Source organism: Paraburkholderia sp. BL18I3N2, from assembly GCF_003001875.1.
Lineage (GTDB): Bacteria > Pseudomonadota > Gammaproteobacteria > Burkholderiales > Burkholderiaceae > Paraburkholderia > Paraburkholderia phytofirmans.
Window position 1 is genome coordinate 291484 of record NZ_PVNC01000003.1, and the last position, 16152, is coordinate 307635.

15 protein-coding genes and 3 pseudogenes are annotated in these 16152 nt (G+C 60.0%); 6 read left to right on the forward strand and 12 right to left on the reverse strand.

The window, feature by feature from the left end:
* Positions 1-52 precede the first annotated feature (52 nt).
* Positions 53-1219 carry a Xaa-Pro peptidase family protein gene (locus tag B0G75_RS11000; RefSeq protein ID WP_106304467.1) on the reverse strand — a complete coding sequence of 389 codons (1167 nt, stop codon included), beginning with the start codon at positions 1217-1219 and terminating at the stop codon, positions 53-55.
* Positions 1220-1405: 186 nt separating this feature from the next.
* On the opposite strand from B0G75_RS11000, the gene B0G75_RS11005 reads away from it, so the two are divergent.
* The gene (locus B0G75_RS11005; RefSeq protein WP_106304470.1) at positions 1406-2401 is read left to right on the forward strand and encodes a LysR substrate-binding domain-containing protein; all 996 of its coding nucleotides are present in this window, start codon (positions 1406-1408) and stop codon (positions 2399-2401) included.
* A gap of 16 nt (positions 2402-2417) precedes the next feature.
* Here the strand turns inward: B0G75_RS11005 and B0G75_RS11010 are convergent, their stop codons facing one another.
* Positions 2418-2558, reverse strand: a complete 141-nt coding sequence (locus tag B0G75_RS11010) for a 5-deoxy-glucuronate isomerase (protein WP_308705809.1) — start codon at positions 2556-2558, stop codon at positions 2418-2420.
* Here B0G75_RS11010 and B0G75_RS11015 point away from each other — a divergent pair.
* Positions 2539-2673 (forward strand): annotated as a pseudogene (locus tag B0G75_RS11015) (aldehyde dehydrogenase family protein); the annotation flags it as partial. The gene B0G75_RS11010 and the pseudogene B0G75_RS11015 overlap by 20 nt on opposite strands.
* Before the next feature lie 153 nt (positions 2674-2826).
* Here B0G75_RS11015 and B0G75_RS11020 read toward each other — a convergent pair.
* Positions 2827-4074 (reverse strand): MFS transporter, encoded by a 1248-nt coding sequence (locus B0G75_RS11020; RefSeq protein WP_374956888.1) that lies wholly within the window; start codon positions 4072-4074, stop codon positions 2827-2829.
* A 223-nt stretch (positions 4075-4297) separates the two neighbouring features.
* On the opposite strand from B0G75_RS11020, the gene B0G75_RS11025 reads away from it, so the two are divergent.
* The 3 genes from B0G75_RS11025 (at position 4298) to B0G75_RS11035 (ending at position 7304) form a co-directional block, all read left to right on the forward strand.
* Entirely contained in the window at positions 4298-5020 is a 723-nt protein-coding gene (locus B0G75_RS11025) for a GntR family transcriptional regulator (RefSeq protein WP_106304475.1), read from the forward strand.
* Between the two features lie 61 nt (positions 5021-5081).
* Positions 5082-6377 carry an MFS transporter gene (locus B0G75_RS11030; RefSeq protein WP_106304478.1) on the forward strand — a complete coding sequence of 432 codons (1296 nt, stop codon included), beginning with the start codon at positions 5082-5084 and terminating at the stop codon, positions 6375-6377.
* A 51-nt stretch (positions 6378-6428) separates the two neighbouring features.
* Positions 6429-7304: an amidohydrolase gene (locus B0G75_RS11035; RefSeq protein WP_106304481.1), complete on the forward strand. Its 876-nt coding sequence runs from the start codon at positions 6429-6431 to the stop codon at positions 7302-7304.
* A 300-nt stretch (positions 7305-7604) separates the two neighbouring features.
* Here the strand turns inward: B0G75_RS11035 and B0G75_RS11040 are convergent.
* The 3 genes and pseudogenes from B0G75_RS11040 to B0G75_RS11050 form a co-directional block, all read right to left on the reverse strand.
* Positions 7605-7975: pseudogene (locus B0G75_RS11040) on the reverse strand (IS6 family transposase); the annotation flags it as partial.
* Between the two features lie 69 nt (positions 7976-8044).
* The gene (locus B0G75_RS11045) at positions 8045-8485 is read right to left on the reverse strand and encodes a hypothetical protein (RefSeq protein WP_106304484.1); all 441 of its coding nucleotides are present in this window, start codon (positions 8483-8485) and stop codon (positions 8045-8047) included.
* Positions 8486-8544: 59 nt separating this feature from the next.
* Positions 8545-9291, reverse strand: coding sequence for a hypothetical protein (locus B0G75_RS11050; RefSeq protein WP_106305618.1), 747 nt, complete (start codon positions 9289-9291; stop codon positions 8545-8547).
* Between the two features lie 436 nt (positions 9292-9727).
* Here B0G75_RS11050 and B0G75_RS11055 point away from each other — a divergent pair, with 436 nt between their 5' ends.
* Positions 9728-10024 (forward strand): DUF4148 domain-containing protein, encoded by a 297-nt coding sequence (locus tag B0G75_RS11055; RefSeq protein ID WP_106304488.1) that lies wholly within the window; start codon positions 9728-9730, stop codon positions 10022-10024.
* A 275-nt stretch (positions 10025-10299) separates the two neighbouring features.
* Here B0G75_RS11055 and B0G75_RS11060 read toward each other — a convergent pair whose 3' ends face one another.
* From B0G75_RS11060 to B0G75_RS11085, 6 genes and pseudogenes are all read right to left on the reverse strand, one after another.
* Positions 10300-11427 carry a porin gene (locus B0G75_RS11060; protein WP_106304491.1) on the reverse strand — a complete coding sequence of 376 codons (1128 nt, stop codon included), beginning with the start codon at positions 11425-11427 and terminating at the stop codon, positions 10300-10302.
* 193 nt (positions 11428-11620) lie between these two features.
* Positions 11621-12295 carry a response regulator gene (locus tag B0G75_RS11065; RefSeq protein ID WP_106304494.1) on the reverse strand — a complete coding sequence of 225 codons (675 nt, stop codon included), beginning with the start codon at positions 12293-12295 and terminating at the stop codon, positions 11621-11623.
* 88 nt (positions 12296-12383) lie between these two features.
* Positions 12384-12849 (reverse strand): annotated as a pseudogene (locus tag B0G75_RS11070) (hypothetical protein); the annotation flags it as partial.
* A 100-nt stretch (positions 12850-12949) separates the two neighbouring features.
* A complete protein-coding gene (locus tag B0G75_RS11075) occupies positions 12950-13810 on the reverse strand; it encodes an ABC transporter permease (protein WP_106304497.1) in 861 nt (286 codons plus the stop codon).
* Between the two features lie 26 nt (positions 13811-13836).
* Positions 13837-14634: an ABC transporter ATP-binding protein gene (locus B0G75_RS11080; protein ID WP_106304500.1), complete on the reverse strand. Its 798-nt coding sequence runs from the start codon at positions 14632-14634 to the stop codon at positions 13837-13839.
* 94 nt (positions 14635-14728) lie between these two features.
* Positions 14729-15742: an ABC transporter substrate-binding protein gene (locus B0G75_RS11085; RefSeq protein ID WP_106304503.1), complete on the reverse strand. Its 1014-nt coding sequence runs from the start codon at positions 15740-15742 to the stop codon at positions 14729-14731.
* Between the last annotated feature and the right edge of the window lie 410 nt (positions 15743-16152).

The following is a 16152-nucleotide window of genomic DNA, read 5'->3' on the forward strand; positions in this document are numbered from 1 at the left end:
CTGCGTGTCGGCGGCGCGGATTCGCCGGCACGTTACGTTAAATTCGCTGCACTCACCAGTGCAGCTCCATCGGGAACTGGTCGAGCGTTTCGACGCCGCCCGAGGTCAACCGCACGATACGTTCCGTGCGCAAACCACCGACGTTCGGCACCGTGATCGTCGCCTTCAGGGTGAAGACCATGTTTTCCTGCAGCACGGTCTTGTTGCCCGGCCCGATCCACGGCGCTTCTTCTTCCGGGTCCATGCCGGTGCCGTGACCGGTGCCATGGCCGCGCGCTTCGCTCGAGTATTGCTCGTAGTTCGATTTCACCAGCGCCTGCTGGATCACCGCGTTCAGTTCCATGGCCGCCATGCCGGGACGCGCGGCGGCCAGCCCCGCTTCGACCGCGCGCGCCGCTGCCGCGACGATCGCCATCTTCTCGGGATTCGCCGGACCGTAGGTGAAACCGCGTCCGCCATCGGCGACGTACCCACGATAACGCGCACCGATGTCGGTCATGATCAGGTCGCCCGGTTGCAGGATACGGTCGGTGGGACGCGCCAGGTTATACGCCGAGCGCGGACCGGATTGCACCATCGAATCGAACGCGGTCCGCTCCGCTCCTCCCGCGAGCATCGCGCGGTCGGCGATTAAAGCGAGTTCACGCTCGGTGTAAGGACGGCCGTCGGCGAGCGCGTCGCGAATCGCGGCCATCGCCGAATCGGTCAAGGCGGCGGCTTTGCGCATCAGCGCGACTTCGGCGTCACTCTTGATCGCCTTGATTTCGGCCAGCACCATCGTCGGTTCGAGCTTCAGTTCGCCGAGACCGGCGTTCAGGCGCTGCAGCAGGTCCGCGGGAATATAGGCGGCGCCGGCAAGGCCGACCGTGCCGCTGCGGTGCCGCGCTGAAAATGCCTGCACCTGTTGCGTGACTTCTCGCAGGCTGCGCACCTCGAAGGCGGTCACGCTCGTCGCGTAGTCGAAGCATTGATCCGACACGAACAGCACGGGGTCGCCGTCGACCGGCAGCAGCAGGATCGCGTTGGCAATGTCCGATACGCCGTCGAGCGGGCGGAACTCGGTGAAGTAGCCGATGTTTGCGCCACGCCAGCAATCGCCGAATGCGAGCAGGCCGACCAGGCCCGCCTTGTCGAGTGCGCTGCGGACCTTGGCGACGCGGCCGAGGAACTCGTCGGTAGTGATGCCTTCCGGCGGGATGTCTGCGGTACGGATGTTCATTGCTTCTTCGTCTCCTGTGCGGCTGCATACGCGGATGCTGAATGCAGCCGTTCTCGATGCCCATGATGGGAAACCGCCCGCCTTGAAATGCAGGGCGTCTGCTGCATAGTAGAATCGATCGATATGCTTTTATAATGAAAAATAACGCAAAATCTATATCGATATGGAATACGTGGAGGCGACATCGTGACCTCGGCAATTCATCCCGATACCGGCGCGGGGACCATCGCCGCGGGCCACTTCGACCCCACGCGCCTGAAGACGCGCCAATTGGCCCTGATCGTTCAGCTCGACACCCATCGCTCGGTATTGCGCGCGGCGGACGCCGCGCACATGACGCAGCCCGGGGCGACCAAGTTGCTGCGGGAACTGGAAGAGACGATGGGTGTGCCATTGTTCGAACGGCATCCGCGCGGTGTCGAGCCCACCTGGTACGGCGAGGTGCTGATCCGCCATGCGCGCAGCGTGCTGGCGGAGTTGCGGCATGCGTACGACGAAGTGTCCGCGCTCAAAGCCGGCCTGACCGGGCAGGCGATGATCGGTACCGAGGTCACGGCGGCCACCAATCTCGTGCCGCAAGCCGTGGCGCTGCTCAAGAAGCGCTTCCCGCAGATTCGCGTCAACATCGAGATGGAGTTCAGCGAGGTGCTGGTGCAGCGTCTGCAGGAAGGCAAGCTGGATATGATCGTCGCGCGAATCCGCAATCCGGACGATCTGGCGGCACTGCACTACGCCCCGCTCGCGGAAGCACAGCACGCGCTGTTCGCTCGCGTTGGCCACCCGCTCGTCAAGCGCAAGACTCTGAGCTGGGACGAACTGGCGCCGCAAACGTGGATCTTGCCGCCGAAAGGCAACGTGATGCGCAATCAGTTAACGCAACTTTTTCTCGAACGGCATCTCGCCTTGCCAACGGATGTGGTCGAGAGCTCGTCGCTGCCTGTCATCACGAGCCTGCTGCAGATGAGCGATATGATCGCGCCGCTGGCGCGCGAGCCGGTGCGGCCGTATTGCATTGCCGGCGCGCTCGAACCGCTACCGTTCAAACTCGATCTGAAGCTCGGACCTGCGGGCATCGTGACACGGCGCGGCGACAGACTCTCACCGGGTGCGCGGGCGATGCTGCAAGCGCTGCGCGAGGCGGCCGGATTCGACACCCAAGGCCCCGACGCCGAAAGCGACTGACTTACCGCGACGGGACTCAGCGCACGCCGTCCGCCGCGACGCTTACGACGGATTGTAGTAACCGTTCATGCGCCGGCTCGTTGCGTACGTGCCAGCCGCGACGCGTGCCGGCCATCACATTCAGGTAGTGGAGACCGTACGCGCGAAAGGCTGGCATACCCGAGGGGAATTTCGAAAGGGTGACGGGTAATCCCAAGGAAATCGGCGAACTGTTCACCAGCGATTCGCGCATCCGGAAAATTTCCTTCACCGGCTCGACAGCAGTGGGCAAGCATTACGGCATCGAAGAGTACGTTGAAGTCAAGTATGTCCTGATGGGCGGTCTCGACAAGTAATGCGACTCCGCGTGCTGGCGTCAATGTCAGCACGCCTCCATGGAGCTGAGTCAGTCCATGCCACCATCCAGCACGTGCATCGCAAGATGGTTACTGCCGCGCCGCTATCTGCACGCGCTCGCCCGCTTTGGTTCGCGCCGATGCGACCGACATGCCCAGGCCGAGCAACGTCAGGCAGACGACGGGCACCAGCATGGGAGCGCTGGCGTTGCCCGCGACCTTTCCTATGTAAGGCATCAGGTTCTGCGCGAAGAAGCCTCCGAGATTGCCAATCGAATTGATCGCCGCGATGCTGGCTGCAGCGCGGGCGCCCGTGAAGTACCGCGGGGGCAGCGACCAGAAGCATGGATAGAGCAAGGGAATGCATGCGCCGCCCAGCACGAGCGCGGCAAATTGCAGCGGCAGACCCGGCAGCACGAGACTGAGCGCGAAGCCGATCACACCGACGCCCGCTACCATCGCCATCGCCCTGAGCACCACACCCTCGCGTTTCAGCTTCGCAGGCAGCCACAGCAGAAGCAGCGCGGAGAGCATCCACGGAATCATGTTGAGCAGGCCATTGAGCGACGAATGCGAGACACCGCCGCTTTTCAGCAGCGTGGGCAACCAGTACGTCACGCCGTACAGCGACGTGGACATCAGCATGTAGCCGCACGCGAACATCAGCACGCGTTTGTCGACGAGCGCCCGCCACGGATGCCCGGCGGCCGCTTGCGCCGGCGCCTCGCGGTGCAGCGCCGCGATCATCAGGGCCTTTTCTTCGTTCGACAGGAACTCGGCGCGTTCGACGGATTCAGGCAGAAAGCGCAACGCAACGAGTGCGACGAGGACAGCAGGTATCCCGGTTGCCACGAATACCCACTGCCAGCCGGCGAGACCCAGATTGCCGTCCAGCGACAACAGCAAGCCGCCCGCGAGTGAGCCGAGCATGTTGGCGAGCGCGCTGCCGAGCGTGAAGAAGCCGAGCATGCGTGTGCGATGACTCTGCGGAAACCAGAGCGTCAAATAGAAGATCACGCCCGGATAGAAGCCAGCTTCGGCGACACCCAGTGCGAACCGGAACACATAGAAGAGTCCCGTTGAATGTGTGAATGCCATCGCCACGGTAATGGCGCCCCAGGTCGCCATGATGCGCGCGAGCCAAAGGCGAGCGCCGAAACGATGCAGCGCAAGCGTGCTCGGCACCTCGAACAGCAGGTAGCCGATAAAAAAGAGCGACGCGCCCAGACCATAGGACGCTTCCGACATTCCCAGCGCGTGCACCATCTGCAGCTTGGCAAAGCCGACGTTCTGCCGGTCGATAAAGGCGATCAGGAACATCACGATCAACAGCGGCATGAGCCGCCAGGCGACCTTTTTCACGACAGCCGGCTCGGTAATCAGGGGTTGGCTCACAATCAGTCTCCGTTTCACAATTCATATATATGTTTAGTTGAATCTGTTCTTTCGACAATGGGTACAAACCCGTTGGAACCAAATTTCAACGCCTGATCCGGGTTATCACCTATCTGCTGGCGGCCCTGATCGTGAAATCATATATATGAATTCAACGGAGACTACGATGCGTGCCGATGACCGGTTGCCCCGTTACCAGCGTTTGCGCGACGAAATGGTCGCTCTGATCGCGGCCCGCCATTGGCGGCCGGGCGAAGCGATCCCTACCGAGCAGGCGCTCGCCAAAAGCTACGACGTGGCAGTCGGGACGGTCCGCAAGGCCGTCGATCTGCTGGTCGCGGAAGGCCTGCTGGAACGCTTTCAGGGCAGAGGGACGTTCGTGCGCCGCGCGAGCTTCGACAGCTCCCTGTTTCGCTTCTTCCGCTTCCAGACACGGCAAGGCGAACGACGCATTCCAGAGAGCCGCATCTTGCGACGGGAGGTGGTCGATGCGCCGTCGGCTGTCGCTGCGACCTTGCAGATTTCGAGCAGCGCGCGCGTGATCCAGATGACTCGCCTGCGGCTGATCGACGGCGTGCCGATGCTCGCTGAAGAAATCTGGCTGCCCTATGTCCGTTTTGCGGCGTTTGCGCAGATGGACCTGAATGAAGTCGGTGACCTGCTGTACCCCGTGTACGAGGCGCAATGCAATCAGGTCGTGGCGTCCGCCACGGAAACACTGACTGTCGAAGCCGTTGGCCCGTTGCATGCGCGGCTGTTACGCATCGAGCCAGGTACGCCCGCCGTCGTCATCGAGCGTCTTGCATACGGCTACGACAGACAGCCGCTCGAATGGCGCCGCTCACGCGGGCCTGCCAGCGAATTCATCTATCAGGCCGAGATCCGCTAGCGATCGCGCGCCCTCGCAAAAAAGTTGTTCCCCCGCAGGAACGACGACCTAGGAGACAGCAATGTTCAAGTGGTTCAGCCAGATTTCCGGCAATGAACGCCGGACGTTCTGGGCGTGCTTCGGCGGATGGGCGCTTGATTCGCTCGATGTGCAGATGTTCAGCCTCGTGATTCCGGCGATCATCGCCGAGTGGTCGATCAGCCGCACACAAGCGGGGCTCGTCAGCGGCGTTACGCTGGTGGCGTCGGCGCTGGGTGGCTGGATCGCGGGCATGATGTCGGACCGGCTGGGGCGCGTAAAGACGCTGCAATGGACCGTCGCGTTTTTTTCCGTGTTCACGTTCCTGTGCGCGTTCGCGCAGAATTATCCACAGTTCCTCGTTCTGAAGACGCTGCAGGGATTTGGCTTCGGCGGAGAATGGGCGGCGGGCGCCGTGCTGATGGCGGAGACGATCCGCAACGAGCATCGCGGCAAGGCGATGGGCAGTGTGCAGAGCGCATGGGCGGTCGGCTGGGGCGCAGCGGTGCTGCTGTATGCGTTGATGTTCTCGCTGCTGCCCGCGGATACTGCGTGGCGCGCGATGTTCGGGGTTGGCATCGTTCCGGCGCTTCTGATTCTGTACGTCCGACGCAGCGTGCAGGAACCTCCCGCGCCGGCCCGCGCAACGCGCGACGCGCGGGCGCGTCAGCAACAGCAGACGCCTGGCCTTGTCGTCGGCATCTTTTCTCCGCAAATGCTGCGCATGACGCTGATCGGCGCACTGCTCGGCGTTGGTGCGCATGGCGGCTACTACGCGCTGATGACCTGGCTGCCGACGTTTCTGAAAAGCGAGCGACATCTGTCGGTCTTGAGTACGGGCGGCTACCTCGCCGTCGTGATCGTCGCGTTCTTTTGCGGGTGCCTCGTGAGTGCGCAACTGCTGGATCGGATCGGACGCCGCAAGACCATACTTACGTTTGCGATCTGCTGCGTGATAACGGTGATCGCCTATCTGTTTCTACCGCTCGGCAATACCGCGATGCTGTTCTTCGGTTTTCCGCTAGGCTTTTTCGCAGCGGGCATCCCGGCAAGCATGGGCGCGCTGTTCAACGAGCTGTATCCGCGCGGGATGCGTGGCACGGGCGTCGGGTTTTGCTACAACTTCGGTCGCGTCGTGTCGGCGGGATTTCCGGTGCTCGTCGGGCACATGTCCGCGAATATGTCGCTAGGAACGGCGATCGGCATCGATGCGGGACTCGCGTACGCAATCGTCGTGCTGTCCGTGCTGATGCTGCCGGAGACACGCGGCCGCACGCTGGACGAAGCCACGTTCGAGCCCGAACACACTGGCGCGCTTTCCCGCGCGCAAAGGCATTGACGGGCGAGGCACTCGCCGTAACCGCGCAAGACTGGTGATGAAGGAACGTCCATGATGGAGAAGTCAGGGATAGAGGCGAGCCACCGGCTGGCTGTATGTCGTGCAGCTCACATTGCATCTGTCGATACTCATGCTCATGTATTCGAGCGCGGCCTGCCGCTCGCCCAAAAGCGTCGCTATGTGCCCGACTACGATGCCACGCTCGACGCATACCTTGCCCAACTCGACACGCACGGCGTATCGCACGGCGTGCTTGTGCAGCCCAGCTTTCTCGGCACCGATTGCAGCTATATGCTCGCTGCGTTGCGCCGCGCGCCGCAGCGGCTACGCGGTGTCGCAGTGATCGAGCGTGATTGTCGGATCGACACGCTGATGGAGATGGCGAATGCGGGCATTGAGGGGATTCGGCTGAACCTGATCGGACATGCCGATCAGCCGCTCGACAGATGGGTGAGCGCGCAAACGCTCGCCCATGTCCGCGATCTGAAATGGCATGTCGAGGTGCATGCGGAAGCTGCGCGGCTGCAGGGCATCGTGGAGCCGCTTCTGGACGCTGGCATGAATGTCGTCGTCGATCACTTCGGCAGGCCCGATCCGGATATCGGTGTAAAAGACGTAGGCTTTCGCCGTCTTCTTCAACTGGCTGCCACGCAGCGTGTGTGGGTGAAGATATCGGCAGCGTATCGGAATCGACGGCAGCTTCGCCCGGATGACGATGATGCGCATGAGGCATTCCATTTTCTGAAAGCGGCCTTTGGCGTGCATCGCCTTATGTGGGGCAGCGACTGGCCGCATACGCAGTTTGAAGCGGACAAGGATTTTACTCACTCGCTCGAACTTCTGCGCGTGCTGCTCCCCGTTGAAGAAGAGCGCAGGGTTGTGCTGGCAGACACGCCTGCGAAATTTTATATGTTCGACATTGTGTGATTCACATGGCGCATTGCAAGGGCAGGATTGGCTGAACGGGTTGCCCGGCCGCACAGCGGCGACAAGATCTCAGTGCGGCTATGAAGCGATATTCGCGTCATTCGTAAGTCCGACACTCGGTGGCAGCTGCATTCAGTTATCGGCCGCTCAGAAGCCGATGGCAGAGTCAACTGCAGACGCTGCATTTTCTGACGCTCCTGCGTCGTCGGCTAGCCGAGGAGTAACGCAGATACAAGCATAGCCGCTTAGCTGGTCGCATTAGTGCGCCCTGGCTACGGTCGAGCGGCTGTCGGGTCAAACAAAGAATGCCTTTGCTGCAGCACATCGCGCCTGGTACTGAGGCGAAAGTCGATCGTCTTTCCCTCTCGGTCAACTGCGCGGTAAAGATAGGTCCATTGGCCACGAATCCTGACATAGGTCTCGTCGACGCGCCATGACTGACCGGCCGCTACGGCGAACCGATTGCAGCGTTTGACGAACTCCGACGTGTAGCACTTCACCCTGCGCATGATCGTCGTGTGGACCAGGGAAAGACTGCGTTCCGCCATCATTTCCGCGAGATCTCGAAAGCTGAGCTTGTAGCGCAGGTACCACCGCACGCAAAGGATGATCACTTCGCGGTCGAAATGACGTCCGTTGAACAGCCTGTCGATGTCTTTCACCTTGCTCATCGGCTCACGATCGTCAAGAGGTTGAGGGTAACAGATCGGTGCATCGAAATTGCACCACTGCCCTCCAAGCTACTTTGGTCCAATCCTTCCGCTCATTCGATCCATCAATGCGAGCAGATCGGTCAGCGCTTTCTTGCATTTTGCCTGGTTTGGCGAGTTCTCACGAATCGCCTCAAGGGCGTCATCGATCGACTTGTCCAACTTGTGCCAGTCCACAGCTGCCCGGGGCTTTAGCGCTGGTTCGGCCTCGTCCCACGATGTTTCGAGATCCTTGATCCGTTTCTTTGCGCCTGTGAGGTCGTTCGCATCGACCAGCTTCGATGTGTCGACCACAATGACGCGGAATTTCGACAGATCGCCGAGCTTCGAGACCTCGGTCGCTGCATTTGCATAAGAGACCGGCGAAAGCGCTGCGACCCATTGCGGAGCCCGCGTGTTGAACGAGTGGCCGGAGACAACGGTTGCGATCGTTGCAATCAGAAATCCCGAACTGACGATGGCACGTTTCATTCTCAATTCTCCATTTGAGAGACGACGATAATTGGGCAAATGCTGAGGAGCAAATGTGGTTATGTCGTGCTGGCGTTGCCGCGTCTCGTCCGCGCTGCAGTGTGCAGGATGACGAGAATGGCGATCACTGAAAGGAAGGTGATGCTGGTCAAGATCGTGCCCAAGCCCATGCCGCCGTATTCTCGGGATTGCGAAAGAAGGTCGCCGAGCGATGCACCAAAGGGCCGGGTAAGGATGTATGCGAGCCAGAAGGTCAGTACGCGATTTGCGCCGAGATAGGCAGCAACACCCATCATGACGAGCAGACAACCAAATACGAGCACGCCGAGACTGAAGCCAAGGCCTATTGCCTCAGTTGCAAGGTCTCCGGCCGCAGTGCCCAGCGCGAATGTAACAAGGATCGCCGCCCAGTAAAACAGCTCGCGCTTGCGAGTGACGATGGTATGAATGGAAAGTGTCTTTTCGCTCTGATACCAGATCTTGAAGATAACGCAGAGCAGGATGGCGAATGCAGCGGTGCTGACGTAAAGACTCACACCGAGAACATCGCTGAGCACGTCAGTCAACTGCGTGCCGACGATACTTACCAGCACCACAGTTAGCCAATATATCCACGGGACGTAGGCTCGCTGCTTCAACTGCGCGACGAGCGCCGCTGCGAGCAGCGTGAGCGTGATCGCTATCGTCAATGCGGTACCGAGGCCGACATGAACGGCGAGATAGTCCGCTCCTGTTTCGCCGACCGTCGTGGACAGGATCTTGATCGTCCAGAAGGCGATCGTAACTTCCGGAACCTTGTTTTGCAGCAGCGCGCGATGTTCGCGTGACATTCCTTTTGCCCCTTTTTCTGACGACGACTGATTCGACATTCAAGACGCAGTATGAGGGCGCGCACCTTATGGAATGCTTATGGGTGACAGAAACGCTTCGATCCGCAGATGTCGAAAGTTGGCCTTCCTTATCCAAGGCTTATGCGATGGCGTGGCAATTAAAGAAACTGCGATTGCCTTAGTTAACGGGACCGTAATCGCGTGGCCAGTTTGTGGTTGTCCTCAGGCGAGGACAATTGATCCATCGCGACGCGTAACTGATATTCGATGCATGCCAGAAGCGGTCACGAGGTGCTGTGCAGATAAGGATTCTTTAAGCTAACCGGGTTTAGTCTGAACCTGAAGCGTCACTGGTCCGAATGTGACCACTTGATTTGCTCGTCAACTCACTTTCCCATCAAAGGAGAATTAGATGAAAACGCGATTCGCCATTTCATTGATCATTGCTGCGCTCGCGATGCCGATGATCTCTTACGCAAAGGTCGATTCGAACGGTTTGACACGCGACGAAGTCAAGGCACAGGTCGTGCAAGCGGAGAAGGACGGCACCCTGCACCAGTCGAAAGTGCACTACCCCGAATACGATCAGAACGCGTCTGCGGTGGCTAAGCAGTCCGCCAGCGACTATGGAACGATGCCGTCGAATTTCACGCAGTCGGGGTCGCCGGCAAGGGGCGGAAGCAAAGCCAATCCGGTTGAACATCATTGATGACCGCGCGAGAGTGGGAGCGCCAGGCACTCACTCTCGTGCATAGGTCGCTGCCGTCCGCTTCAAAAAATTGGACAAGAAATTCGACCTTGCGGCACTTCCGCGCATCGTGATCATCGAGCAGATCGCCGAGATCCGGTGCGGATAGCGGTATTTCTGAACATGGTTAGCTGTCCTCGACCCGCGGGACAGAAAAAAGCGGCGAACGGATTTATCCGCCGCCGCAACCAGGAGCACATTTTCGTCGATGAATCAGCCGGGACCAGCCCGTCAGATCAGAAGCGGGTGCGCACGCCCGTCGTGAGTTCGAGCTGGTTGGTCGCGCCGAACGTCGATCCCACGGTGTAGCCGCCGTGCAGCCTCATGTAATCGCCGGCCAGATACACTTCGGTGCGCTTGGACAGGTGATAGAACACCGAACCGTACAACGTTTCCTTGAAGCCGTTGTGGAGGCCGGACGTCGGATCGAAAGCGCCAATGTTCGCGTTCGGGATATCGCCATCGCCGTTGTACGCGGCGTTCTTCACGCGCATCTGCTGATAGCCGAGCTGGTAGTCGAGCGGCCCCTTCGGCGACAGCTTGAGCGACACGGTCCACGCGTTATCCTGACGCTGACCGAGCGCGCCCTGATTGCCGAGGTACCGGAAATAACCTGCGTTGGCGCGCAGAATGCCGAAGTCATAGTTGCCACCCACCGACCACGTCTGGTTTGTAAAGCCAACGCGATTTACGTGACTATAGAAGCCCGATACGTCGAACACGCTACCGTTATACCCGAGTGCTGCCTGGTAGTTGGCGTTGGAGCCGAAACTCGTCGAATTGCCGAACGCATAGCCGGCGCTCGCGAAGATCCCATTGCTGAAGAGCTTCTTCCAGGCGACACCGTTGTTGTAACGCGTGCCCGTCGCGCTGGCCGCATAGAAAATCATCTGCTTGAAATTGTTCGAGTTCGTCCAGCCGCCCTCTTCCGTGGTCAGTCGCGCGCTGCCATAGGGGTCCCCATAAATCGTCGACGCATCGCGTGCGATGGTGTTCTGAAAGCCGGCAGTGATCTTGCCGAATGTGTCGTTATCGATACCGACCCATGCGTCGCGGTCGAAGATCTGGCCCGGATCTTCCATCTGGCCATTGGCAACGACGAATTCGCTCTCGAGCCGGAAAATGATCTTCGAGCCGCCACCGATGTCCTCGGCGCCCTTCAGGCCCCAGCGGCTGCCGCTGAACCACGGTTCGCCGTCGTTGCCCATGCCGATGACGTGATTACCGTTGGCATCCGCGTGCGTTCTGTAGGTCGGGAAGCTCAGGTCCATCAGGCCATAAAGCTGGACACTCGACTGCGCGTGCGCGGCTGTCGCTCCAAGTGCACTGGCTGCGATTGCCAGCGTAAGATACTTTTTCTTCAAGATCGTCTCCTCTGATTGCTGCGTTGAAAATCTGATTGTTCTGCTCGCGGCGGCTGCAGTCTTTCCGGTCGGATTTGCGATCCGGTTCGCGAATTAACGCAATCCTAGTTACCTCAATCCTTCACGCTCCTTTCCCGTGTATTTTGTGCAACTAAGTGCATTCACTGATATACGCAATGACGCACGACACCCGCTATTCAGGATCCCGCTGCCGGAGGATATAGCCCAGACCTCGCAGCGTCATGATCTGGGCGCTGGACCTCGCGAGATGTTTGCGCAAGCGGTGAATATAGATGTCGATGGCGTCCGCACTCGGCTCGTCATCCAGACTGAACACGCTTTCCATCAGCATGGTTTTCGACACCGTCTTGCCCTGTCGCAACATCAGTGTTTCGAGGACGGTGTGCTCGCGGCGCCGCAACGCGAGAGGCGTGTCGTTGTGAACAAACTCCCGCGTATCGGATATATATTGCAGGTCGCCACAGGTGAGACGCGAAGACATCCCACCTGATTGCCGACGGATCTGCGCCTTGATACGAGCGACCAGCTCGCGTGATTCGAACGGCTTGACGACATAGTCGTCGGCGCCCGCACTGAAACAGTCAACCTTGTCCTCGGTCGAACCATGCGCCGTCAGCATCAACACCGGCACCGTGTCGCCGCGGCGGCGCAGTCGGGCCAGAACCTCCCGGCCGTCCATCCGTGGCAATCGCAGATCAAGCAGCATCGCGTCATAGCGTTGCGTCGTCAGCATTCCGTCCGCACATTCACCGTCAGGTGCACAGTCGACGGCGAAGTTCTGCTGGCGCAACAAGTTCACAATCCAGTGCGCAAGCTCAGTGTTGTCCTCCACCAATAGCAGTTTCATCGCGTTTTCCTCCATCACGCCACCTCGGCAAGCGGACCGTGACGAACAGGCCGACATGCTCCGAATGCGGCCGAAATGCGACCGTCCCACCGTGCGAGTGGGCGCACTCGATCTGTGCTCCGAGCAGCGCAAGGGGGTACGCAACTGGTGCGCGGCGTCCGCGATGAATTTGCGCTGTGTCGTCGCATGCAGTTTCAGTCGCGCGATGCACTGATTGATCGCGTCGACGACAGGACGCAACTCGGAAGGCAGGCGTTCGATGCACACAGGCACGAGCTGCAGTGCGTCGCGATCGGCGACGTCATCCTTCAGTCTGATAAGCGGGCCCAACTCAAAGATCAGCCCAAGCAGGACAAGTGCTGCCACGAGCGCCAGCATCAGCCCTGCCTGACCTCCTCGCCGATGATGCGCGCAGAGGCGAGCAACGCATTGTCCTGCAGAAGGCCAGCGGTCTCGCGGGCTGCGTCATATGCCATCGAGCCGGTGACGAGTACAAATAAACCGACCGGCACCAATAGCCACCCAAGCAGGCGTGTACGCAGGCTTTGCATCATCGTCAACTCCCGGGCACGTTACGCGTGCCGTGACAGCGATCAGCACGGGCTGTTTCCTTCTCCTCCCTGACCGCAGGCGCAACCCTCCGCCGTCTGACGCTCAGAACGCAGCAGGTCTCCATTTCAGCAGGCGCTTTTCCAGCGTGGTCAGCAGATAGTCCGCAGTCAATGCGACCACCGCGAGCACAATCATCGCTGCAAAAACGCCACTGGCGTTGAATGCTCCCTGCGCGGTCGAGATCAGTAGGCCAATGCCTTGTTTGGAGCCGAGAAACTCGCCCACCACCGCGCCAACCAGGGCGAAGCCAAAGCTCACGTGCAGGCTGGCGAGAATCCACGATAATGCGGAAGGAATGACGACTGAGGTGGTCAGCTGACGCTTCGATGCACCCAGGATCTGCGCATTCGCGATCATGTAGCGGTCAGCTTCCCGTACGCCCTGAAAGGCATTGCCAAACACGACGAAGAAGACCATCACGACGGCTAGTGCCACCTTCGATGCCATGTCAAGGCCGAGCGCAATCACAAAGACAGAACCGAGCACCACGCGGGGTATCGAATTCGCGATCTGGATGTAGAGGCTGAACACATCGGAGAGCAGCTTGTTGCGACCCAGCACAACGCCGCAGACGATGCCGCCAACTGAACCGATCAGAAACCCGAGAAATGTTTCCTCGAGCGTGACCCAGACCTGAACGAGCAACGGGCCCTGTGACGTGCCATTTACAAGCCAGTCGACGATCTGCTCGAAGATGAGCGAGGGCATCGAGAAGAAGAATGGATCAATCCATTTCGTCCGCCCGCCGATCTCCCATCCGCCGAGCACGACCACCAGTACCAGCACACGCAAGCCGATGATCAGCGCGTGCCGCTGGCGCAGCCGCCGTTGTGCAATTCGCTCGACTGCCGCCAGCGAGGCGGCGTCGATGCCTGCTTCCGCGATGTATTCAGGGGTGCCCATGATTGTCTTTTGAACCAGAGTTTGTGTCATGCGATCCGAACTTCTTCGCGCAGGTCGTGCCAGATATCGCGCGAAATCTCGATAAAACGCGGGTCGTAGCGAACTTCCGAGGTAACGCGTGGACGTGGCAGATCGATGTCATAGACCTTCTTTAACGTCGCGGGCCGCGCGCTCAGCACGAACACCCGGTCGGCCAGCGCAATCGCTTCTTCGAGATCATGGGTGACGAACAGCACGGAGCCCGCATTGGCCGACCATAACTGCAGCAGTTCATCCTGCATCAGCGTGCGGGTTTGCATGTCCAGCGCGGAGAACGGCTCGTCCATCAGCAGGATCTCCGGCTTGTTGATGAATGTCTGCGCGAGTGCGACGCGCTTACGCATGCCGCCCGACAGTTGATGCGGATAGTGCCTGCCGAACTTATCGAGCCCGACGCGGCGCAGCCATTCGTTAGCCTCGTCGTGCGCAGCGGACTTCGAGCGACCGCGATACAGCGGGCCGGCCGCCACGTTGTCGAGCACCGAGCGCCACGGGAACACCGCATCGGCCTGAAACACGAAACCGATGCGCTGGTCGATGCCATCAACCGGTGCGCCCATCACACGCACTTCGCCGGTGGTCGGCTTGAGCAGTCCGGTGATCATGCTGAGCGTCGTCGATTTGCCGCAACCCGTCGGGCCGACGATGGCGACGAATTCGCCACGCGCCACCGACATGCTGAAGTCGCGCAACGCGACTGTGGCCTTGCCATCCGGGCTAACGAAACGACAGGATACCGAACTGAATTTGATCGCCGGTACGTCCCTGCCAACTACATGGTTCATCGGGTACATCCATTTAGATAATCTGAGGCGCGAAGGAAAGCCGCCGGCGCAACGGACGTGCGGACGGAGTCCGTTGCGCCCACGCGCCCGCCACCTATTTCGAACCGACAAACTCATTGGTGTAGGTTTTCGCCAGCTCCACATGCTTGCCCTTGACCGACGGATTGAACGCCGACAGCACCTTGAGCACGGTTGCCGGACCATCGGCCGGCATCTTTCCATCCGCCGTGTACATGGGCAGCGACGCCTTCAGCGCGCTCACGTAGAGCGGTTTGTCTTTCTGGTAGTCGGCGGGCATCTTCGCCGCGATTTCCTCGGCACTGTGCGTGTGAATGAACTGCATCGTGCGCACGAAGGCATGGGCGAGCTTCGCGGCTTCTGCCTTGTGCGAATCGACCCATGCGGCCTGCACATACAGACTCGACGCGGGATAGGTGCCGCCCAGTGCGGCCCTCGTACCCTCGACCGAGCGCATGTCGACGAGCACCTTTGCATCGCCCGATTTCAGCAACGCCGACACCGTAGGCTCCGTCGTCATGCCAGCGTCGATACGGCTCTGCTTGATCGCCGCGATGAAACTTGCGTCGGCACCCACCGGCAGCATCGTGTATTCAGTCGACTGGATGCCGTGCTGGCCAGCGAGGTATTGCGTGAGGAAGCTGGTCGACGAACCCAGGCCCGTCACACCGAGCGTCTTGCCCTTGACGTCGGCCATCGATTTGACCGTGTCTGCCGCTTTGGTCGAGACCAATTCGACCTCGCCCGGCACCTGGCCGAACACGACAATAGCCTTGACGTCCTTGCCCTTTGTCTGCAGATCGATCGTGTGATCGTAGAAGCCGACGACGCCCTGCACGGCACCGGCCAGCAGTTCGTTTTCTGCGTCGACGCCGGCGGGCTGCGACAGCAGTTCAACGTCGAGCCCCTCGTCCTTGAAGTAGCCGAGTTCTTCAGTCAGGCGTGCCGGCAGATAGATCAGCTTCGTGATGCCCCCGACCATGATCGTGATCTTGCCGCTATCGGCTGCCGCCGCATGTTGTGAGGCAAGGCTGAACAGCAGGCTGGAGGCAAGGGCAATATGGCGAAACGCGCTGAGATTCGGTCGCATCGATAGTCTCCGTTATTGTCGGCAGCGGGATGCTGTCTGTATGCATCGATGGCGTGATTATGGAAGCATCAATCCTTCTCCTGCCTTTCACGGCAAGGCCATTTTCTTAGGGGATTTCCATGGCTTCATGTCGACATGGGCTTTTGAAAGCCCTACACACCGCAGCGAGTTCTTCCATCAACAATTCGACGCTGGCGTCGCCTCTGTCGTCGCGCTCCAGTAACAACCGGTCTGCGGATTGGAGTACAGGGCTTCGCCCCCGTCTTAACCGCTCGCGTCATATAGCGCTGGCTGGTCGTCCACCGCGACCCATTGACGCTCGGTGTCTCCCTTTTTGTGCGAAATAAATTGTTCGGCAGATGCGCGGGCTTTTATGCACGCCCAGACCTATCACCCCCATCGTCAGTAGT